Genomic DNA, 4,985 nt, shown 5'->3' with positions numbered 1-4,985 from the left:
AGGGACAAGACGGTTCTGGAAAACAATATGGTTGTTACAGTAGAGCCTGGAATTTACCTTGAAGGTGAATTCGGAGTCAGAATTGAAGACATGGTTCTCCTTGATAAAAAAGGCAAGGTTATAGGCAATCTTCCTCCCGTTTTATGATTTTTTACAATTTTTGTTTTTTAATAGCTATTTTAGCTATTTTAATATTCTTTTTTTGCTGTTTTTTAATAAAATGGTTTTATTTTTTGTTTTAAACTTCTATTTTTTATATTCTTTTTAACTGTTTTTTTAACAATATCAATTTTTATTTTTATTTTTAACTTGTAATTTTTTTATTAACTTGTAATTATTTTTTAATTTTAAAATTAAATTCTTTTTTTAAAATATATTTTAATTTAAAAGTAAAATTGCCTTTATTTTTGAGAAATACTTATTTATAATGCTTTTTAAAGTATATGTCATGTTGTTTGAAGATTTAATTAATAAAATCTCATTAAAATTAGAGGAAAAATTAAGCGATAGGTTTTTAATAAGCATTCAGGAAAGTCTGCTTCGTGCAGGATTGTTTGCATTGGCCTCCCATTTCATTGCCGAAATCCTGATGATAATCATTGTTCTTTTGCTTTTATTCGTATCTGTCTCTTTGATTTTCTCTTTTAGTCTGTTGATTGCTATAATGCTTGCTATTTCCATTCCCATTGCAATCAGTGTGGCGTATGTTATGATAAAGACAGAACAAAGGGCGATGCAAATAGAAAACTCCATTCCCGACTTTTTAAGACAGCTTGCTTCAATGCTTCGTGTGGGACTGAGTTTGGAAAACGCACTTCTGGATCTTTCAAAACATGGAAACGGACCTTTGTATGATGAGCTTAGAAGAGTTGTTGTTGAAGTTCGCATGGGCAGGGGATTTGACGAGGCTTTTGAGAACATGGCAGTTCGATTGAACTCTCAAAACCTCCAGCGAAGCTTCAAGATTATTTTGAACTCATATAAAAGCGGTGGTGGCCTTGCTGATGTGATTGAAGATGTAAGCGAAGACTTAAGGGCCATTCTGATATTGAAGAGGGAGCGGAAATCATCTGTTATGATGTCTGTGATGTTTTTAGTCTTGGCTTCTGTAGTTGCAGCTCCTTTTGCACTTGGAATGGTCGGAGTCTATTCATCATTCATGATGAATCTTGGAAGGGCGAGTACGACATGCCAGGTTGCTCCTTTGGCAGCTGAGATTTATCTGATTATCCACTCTGTTTTTGCAGGTTTTCTAATCGCTTTGGTCATGTATGATGATTTAAGGAAGGGTGTGAAGTTTTCAATTCCCATCACTCTTGTTGCATTTTTGATTTTTTATGGAATAAACACTTTTGGTTTGACTTTCTTTGGATTTTAAAATTTTTTTTCCATTGTTTGTTTTTTAATTTTTTGTTTGAGGTGGTTGTGTGCTTTTTAGAGAGTTATATTTGAACTTTTCAAAGGATAATCGTTGTCAGGGTTCTGTTGAGCTGATATTGATTGTCGGAGGAATAATTGTCATCATTCTCTTGGTTGTGGCTTTATACAAGTCATATGTCATTGAATTAGGGGATGAGATCAATTCGGGAGAAGTCGAGGCTTTGAATGGGTCATTTAGTGAAATCTCCTCCAAGTTTGATTGAACAATATCTTAATTTAGAATATTTTAGATTATATGATTAAAATAAATTTTATTTTTTATTAAATTCATTTAATAAGATTTATATATGTATAAAACAAAATATTTATTGTATAAGGTATAATGGATATTTTTTCAATTATGCTTTATCAATAAGGTTTTGCTGGAAAATATTATTTGTTTATAAGACTATATTGAGAAACTTTAAACTAAACTAGAAAAAATTGTAAAATGCATTTTGTTTTTTAAAACAATTTTTTTTATTCTCTCATATTCAAAACCTCATCTTGAGATGCTAATCATATATTTTTGGAATCTCCAATAAATTGAGATATTATTATACGTCCTGTTTTCCAGCATTGCCTTTTTGCAAACGAGGTGAAAACTTGAGAATCAAAAAAACTTTTCTTATTTTACTGGTATTGTTATGTGTTGCAACAATGGCTCTCTCATCAGCCAGTGCGGCAAATGATGACATGGCATCAGATAATAACCTTGCCATTGATTTGGCTGATAATGCCAGTGCAATCAGTTATGCCGATAGCGACTCCTCGCCGTCAATTGCATCTAGTGATTCCGGCCAGGCAATCGCCTATGAATCCATAACTGATGATGAGTCTTTGGAATCAGGTCCCCTGGGGGATGGTGCTACAAGCATCTATGTTTCAAAAACAGGTGATGATTCCAATGATGGATTAAGTGAAGAGAACGCTGTAGCAACTATTGCCAAAGCTTATGAACTTGCTGGTGATGGTTCTACAATAAATATTGGTGCTGGTACATACGAACAGTCCAGTTCCATTACTTTGGACAAATCAATTACATTTAATGGTGCTGATGGCACTACTATCACAAGCAAAACAACCCAATTATAAACATTGGTGGTGGAGGAGTATTGTTAATGAACAACTGTAAATTGACTGATGCAGTTCCTGGAAATGGTAATGGTGCAATTAAATTGTTTTATAATGCAAAAGCAACATTAGATGGCTGTGAATTCTATGACCTTAATGGTACTAGTGCTGCTGCTGCACCATATTTGGCAATTTCAGGTAACTCTGTAGTTAATGTAAAGAATTCAATTTTCCATAACATTATTATTCCTACAGGCTCATTTTTAAGAGCGGTGATTTATGTAAATGCAGCCACTGCAACAGGAATTATTAGTGATTGTTCATTCTACAACAACAGTGCAAATATCGGTGGACTTATTGAAAACAAGGCCGGTATTTTGACTGTTTCCAACTGTAATTTTGAAGACAATACAATTTCAGGTGGAAATGCTAAAGGTTTAATTTACATATCACAAACAACTGCTCAAGGAAACAGTATCATAACTGGAAACTCATTCCATGACAATAATGTAGCATATGCAATTTGGATTTCAGCAGCTCCTACCACTGCAGAGTACAATGCATTTGACTTAGCTGAAGGCCAATATGCTATCGGTAACAACAAACAAGCAGAAGTAAATGCAAATTACAACTTCTACGGTACCAATGACAACCCAAGTGCATTCTTAGACAATGTAACCACATCAAATTGGGTTATCATGTCTGCCAGTGCAAGTGCAGCTTCAGCAAATACACTGATGGAACCACTACCGGTGACGTAACAGGCACTATGGCAGAAGTTCCAGTTAAATTTACCAATGCAGATGATACCAAAGGCAGCTTAGCAGACGAAATTCTATACCAAGACAACAAGGCTATCGTAACTTACACGGGTGTTGCAGAAGGTGATGACACTGTAACCGTAACTGCAGCAAGCGTATCAACTACCATTCCAATCACTGTAATTGGTGGATCTGCTCCTGCTGGAAATGTCATTTATGTTAAACCTGATGGAAATGATGAAAACGATGGATTAAGCGAATCCACTGCAGTCAAAACCATTGCAAAAGCACACTGCAGTCAAAACCATTGCAAAAGCAGTGGCTATCGTAAATGCAGCTGAAGGTGACCAATTCACCATCAACATTGCAAACGGTGAATACGCTGAAGGAATAATTGACCTTCCTACTGATAAGTCTATTGACTTTATTGGACAAGAGAAAGGAAATGTAATCATAAGAAGCAATACCACTGCTAATGCAGCATACATGTTTACAAAAACATCTGGTGCATCCAACTTCTTATTCAAGAATCTTGTATTGAAAGATTTCACATCCGGAGGAAGCTCCCTTGCTATCAGAATTGGTGGTAATGGTAATTTGGATATTGTAGATTGTAAATTTGAGAATATTTCCACAAAAGGAACCGTACAATTCTATTCCTCTGGTTCTGCAAATATTAAAAACACTATCTTTAAAGACATTAAGGTATCCTCTTCCGGTGGTTGGGGTGCTATTTACTTATCCGGTAGTACAACTGGTCCATTAACTGTAATTGACAGTGTTATTGATGGTGTAACTTTAGGAATCACTGGGGAATATTCTTATTTCTCTGCTGCAATTTATAACTATGCTTCTGTTCCAACAGCTGTCTTAACTTTAAACAATGTAAACATCACAAATGTATATGGTGTTGCTGATTCTGTAATCAGATCCAATGGTATCCTAAATATTAACAATTCAAATATTTATGGAAACACAATTCTTAGAACTGGTTCAGATACCCATGGTTATGCTATAATTCAAACTGCTGGAGATAATGCTGTAATAAGCATTGAAAAAACTTCAATCTTTGATAATACTGTATATGCTTTGGTACAAGCTCAAAGAGGAATAACTAACATTAAATCCTCTGCATTTTATGACAATAAGGCAGTAAATGAAACAATTGGATTAAAGTTCATAAATGCTACAAGCGATTATGACAAAACAGTTAACGCAAACTACAACTGGTGGGGATCCAATGACAACCCTAACACTGCAATGGCAGATGCTAGTGTAGACAACTGGGTTATCATGAATGTGGAACCTGCTAGTGCAGGAAACATTGAAATAGGCGATACTGTACCTATAACTGTTGACTTCAAACACTACACTGACGGAACTACTGTAAGCGAATTGGAAGATTCCATTCCTGAACTTAAGGTAACAGCCACTGCAACTACAGGAACTTTAGATAAGGCTGAAGCAATCACTGAAAACAACCAAGCAAGCTTTACATACACTGCTGCAGCTGCTGGTGAAGACACTGCAAACATCGCATCAGGTGCGGCAAATGTACCTATAGCTATTGTAGTGAATGCTCCAGTTGCTCCTCATGACGTTTATGTATCCAAAGATGGAAATGATGAAAATGATGGTAGTGAAGAATCTCCTGTAGCAACTATTGCAAAAGCTATTGAAATCGCTTCAAGTGATGCAGGAACCGGCAATATATTCATAAATGCTGGAACC

The 4,985-nt window shown here is 35.3% G+C and carries 8 protein-coding genes; 7 read left to right on the top strand and 1 reads right to left on the bottom strand.

Annotated elements, in window-relative coordinates:
• The coding region (locus QZN33_RS11630; RefSeq protein ID WP_296792845.1) for a M24 family metallopeptidase at positions 1 to 147 on the top strand (147 nt) is incomplete at its 5' end.
• A 378-nt stretch (positions 148 to 525) separates the two neighbouring features.
• Here the strand turns inward: QZN33_RS11630 and QZN33_RS11625 are convergent.
• Positions 526 to 888 carry a hypothetical protein gene (locus tag QZN33_RS11625; RefSeq protein ID WP_296792854.1) on the bottom strand — a complete coding sequence of 121 codons (363 nt, stop codon included), beginning with the start codon at positions 886 to 888 and terminating at the stop codon, positions 526 to 528.
• Here QZN33_RS11625 and QZN33_RS11620 point away from each other — a divergent pair.
• The 6 genes from QZN33_RS11620 to QZN33_RS11595 all read left to right on the top strand — a co-directional run.
• Positions 782 to 1,378: a type II secretion system F family protein gene (locus tag QZN33_RS11620; RefSeq protein ID WP_296792842.1), complete on the top strand. Its 597-nt coding sequence runs from the start codon at positions 782 to 784 to the stop codon at positions 1,376 to 1,378. The genes QZN33_RS11625 and QZN33_RS11620 overlap by 107 nt on opposite strands.
• A 49-nt stretch (positions 1,379 to 1,427) precedes the next feature.
• Positions 1,428 to 1,643: a class III signal peptide-containing protein gene (locus tag QZN33_RS11615; protein WP_296792840.1), complete on the top strand. Its 216-nt coding sequence runs from the start codon at positions 1,428 to 1,430 to the stop codon at positions 1,641 to 1,643.
• 382 nt (positions 1,644 to 2,025) lie between these two features.
• A complete protein-coding gene (locus QZN33_RS11610; RefSeq protein WP_296792837.1) occupies positions 2,026 to 2,514 on the top strand; it encodes a hypothetical protein in 489 nt (162 codons plus the stop codon).
• Between the two features lie 26 nt (positions 2,515 to 2,540).
• Positions 2,541 to 3,254: a hypothetical protein gene (locus QZN33_RS11605; RefSeq protein WP_296792834.1), complete on the top strand. Its 714-nt coding sequence runs from the start codon at positions 2,541 to 2,543 to the stop codon at positions 3,252 to 3,254.
• Positions 3,182 to 3,595, top strand: a complete 414-nt coding sequence (locus QZN33_RS11600) for a hypothetical protein (protein WP_296792829.1) — start codon at positions 3,182 to 3,184, stop codon at positions 3,593 to 3,595. The genes QZN33_RS11605 and QZN33_RS11600 overlap by 73 nt, the downstream gene beginning before the upstream one ends.
• On the top strand, positions 3,534 to 4,985 hold a 1,452-nt coding region (locus tag QZN33_RS11595), incomplete at its 3' end, for a hypothetical protein (protein ID WP_296792826.1). The genes QZN33_RS11600 and QZN33_RS11595, both read left to right, overlap by 62 nt.

The sequence above is a fragment of the uncultured Methanobrevibacter sp. genome (assembly GCF_900314615.1).
Lineage (GTDB): Archaea > Methanobacteriota > Methanobacteria > Methanobacteriales > Methanobacteriaceae > Methanocatella.
Note: the sequence above shows the minus strand (reverse complement) of the source record. Positions and strands in the feature narration are given on the sequence as shown.